This is a genomic window from Chitinophaga sp., assembly GCF_035564935.1.
Classification (GTDB): Bacteria; Bacteroidota; Bacteroidia; order Chitinophagales; family Chitinophagaceae; genus Chitinophaga.
Genome location: NZ_DATMTE010001020.1, coordinates 1 through 3,079, shown reverse-complemented (window position 1 = coordinate 3,079; position 3,079 = coordinate 1). Strand labels below are relative to the sequence as shown.

Sequence of the window (3,079 nt, the reverse complement as noted above, 5' to 3'; positions counted from 1 at the left end):
ATCCCCGCTTCTTCATTATAAGGTTTTATCATTCCACCACCAGCCAGGTGCTGCTGTTGGCCGGAATAGTAACGCTTACCATTGCTTCCCTGTTTGGGTTTAATGCAACAGGCGTTGCCGCAGCGCCTTCTATACTGATCTTCGCGCTGGTTTTCAAACCTGCATAATATAAAGGTAATTTGATAGTCCGGGTAATGGGTTGGCTCAGCGGGTTAAAAAACATGGCGAAGGCTTTTTGTTTCAACTGCGGATCTGCATGCATGAATCCATCCCAATCCCTGCCGGTAGGCCGTTGCAGGTGAATGATATCTGCATTCAGGATGTCGCGGTATTTTTTATAATGCGCAATCTCTTTCGTTACCAGCGCTTTTGTGGCCTCAGTATCATAGAGGCGATTGCCCCGGTAGCAGGCTTGTATACCGGCGCCATAGTTTTGTTTCATATGTGCGCCATAGGCGTCCAGGTGTTCGGAAAGTGGCTCCAGTGTGGCCGCTGCGCCTCCCCCGTGGTATTCTACCAAAGGCACAAAGGTCCAGTTCATACTGGGAATCCGGGTCCAGGTTCCGTCGTAATTGTTTTGCCTGCCTAACATGATCTGCTGTGCGCGGGGTAGAGACCAGTTCACCTCTTTATAACCAACAGACACTTTGTTACTTCCTGATAAAAAGTAAAAATCCGGGAGGTTCATGTAAATACCTTTCTTTCTTAAAGATGCATAGAAATTAACACTCTCCTTCCATTGATTCCATTGGGAATCGCCATATCCATGATGCCCGGGATGGTGTACTGATGCACAGAAATCGCCGGGATACGGCCCGTCGTGCTCCAGCAGGTCAAACCCCGTTGCTGCAAAAAATCTGTTTAGTTTCTCCAGGTAGGCAATGCCCCATTTACTGCCAAGACAAGGCGCTGTTCCGAATATGGTGCCTCCGGGCTTTCCCGTTTTAATATTGATGACATCATTTTCCGGATCAATGCTACGGCTCGAAAACAAAGAGTATCCGCCTATTTCTATTCCATTGGAATGTGCATAGGCAGCAAGGGATCTGAATTTTTCCAGGTTACCGGCACTGGTATCTTCCATATTCAACCCGCTTCCGAAACTCAGGATGATCATTTCATAACCGGTAGCCTTGCATTGATCAACGGCTTGTTTTACTACTTCGGGTTTGGTAGAAGTAAGATGTAAAAAGATAGGATTTTCGGTAGACCAGGGCGCCAGTGTGCGGTACATTTTCCGCTGGCTAAGTCCATTCCTTTCCCTGTCGGTTCCATCCAGCGCCAGCAAATAAGTGTGGAAAGTTTCCATCTCCTGTCCGGGTTCCAATACCTGTTCGGGTCCTTTTTCCGGCATACTCTTCACTACACAGGGCATCGATACGTTATAATCGGCCTGGGAGGTGTACGTTTTATCCGTTTGCCAGAAGATGGACTGATCTGAACCTTCATACGTAAAGCCTCCAAACGCATAATCATTTTCCAGGTGGAAGTTCGGTTTCATCCATTCCCCCTTTCCGGAAGGCGAATTAGACGGCTCACTGAAGGCGATCGTTTCTGCAGTAAAATGATTTACCTGTATCTTTTTATTCCCTTTATTTTTTATTTCCACCCATTTTGAAATAAGCGGTATACCGTCATATATTTCATAATGAACTTCCACTGAAACACCTTTCAATGCAGGATGCTCATAGTAGCAGGTAAGTTCTTTACCACTGGCTTTCCATTGTGTACTTGCCGACCATCGCTTACGGGTCCATGGAATTTTCGGTGTAAGCTCACTTACAGTAAACGTTTTGAATAAAAAGGAATGCGGAATAGCATCCATTTTATCGAGCCAGTCCGGCAACAGGTAAGCCTGGTCTACCTGGCCGGTTAAGCCGCCCACCGGATAATTCACACTGTCTATCATCACCTCTGCTTCCGGTTTCACAGCGCGCAGGTATTCTTCACCTGTAACCAGGTTCCTGATACTGGTGGTAGCCATATTGGCACTTACATAAAAAGTTCTGCTTACCAGGCCATTGCTCAGCAGCACCTGGTGATCGCCTATCCTGGAAACCGTTGCTTTCTGCACAGGCTTTTGGATCAGCCAGTCGGTTGTAGCCACCAGTGGTTTTGAAACCGGCAACGACAACAACCGGGCAGATAATTCCTTATTGATGCCGGCTTCGTTTCTTTTGCTTCCCGGCAGATGCGCTTCATCTACCAGTTCGGGGGTAGCCCCGGGATGCATGATAATGGCGGCATTCGCCAGGTTGGCAACGTCTCCGCTGATCCCGTCGCCTCCGTCTGTAATGGAAAAACTGAGCACGTTTATACCGGAAAGGTCTGCATCAATATGTACCGGCTTATCGCCCTGTTTGATGATACCGCTGGACCAGATCTGTTTACCATCTCCCGATAATATAAATACCACGCTTCCCGGCGCAATACTTTGGGCATCGCGGCCAATACCGGTTAAAATCTTCCGGTTGCCGCGGGTATGATAAAATGTTTTTGTGCCATCGGTGGCTGTAATAGATTCCATGCCTGCCGCTTCCATGTTGCGGTTATCTTTATCATCCACCCCAACATCGGCAATAAACCGGGTACCTTTACCTTTTAAATTAATAAAGCCGGACGCAGGTGCATGCAGGCTGATGCCGTTTTCATAGATTTTTTGTGACATCTTCATTTTCTTCCCGGTCATAGCGGCATTTGTTACAGGAGAGAAAACTTCCTGTTTAATCGTGCCGTTATTTAACCCGGAAAGATGGAACTGTTGCTGCGCCGTACAATATAAGCTGCTTCCAAGCAGGGATACAGATAAACCTAACAGATATTTCTTCATGTGTAGAAAGTAATTTGAATAATGACCGGTTAAGTCCGGAGTTGCAGGACTTAACCGGTTACTTCTCCGTTGTTACAGCAATGGATCAAAGGTTCCGCCGTCCCACCCTTTGGTTTGTTGCAGGTTGGGATTTTTCTGGAGATGTTCCAGGGGAATGGCGTAGAAATAATATTCGTCTTTATAATTAATCTGATTGTTCGGGTCCAGCATCTTAGGCGTTTCACTGAAATAGCTGAAGTAATCCGTGGC

At 46.9% G+C, this 3,079-nt stretch carries 1 protein-coding gene; it reads right to left on the bottom strand.

Features of this window, described 5'->3' with window-relative positions; genetic code table 11:
- Positions 1-28 precede the first annotated feature (28 nt).
- A complete protein-coding gene (locus tag VN105_RS26480; RefSeq protein WP_325645917.1) occupies positions 29-2,830 on the bottom strand; it encodes an NPCBM/NEW2 domain-containing protein in 2,802 nt (933 codons plus the stop codon).
- Positions 2,831-3,079 lie beyond the last annotated feature (249 nt).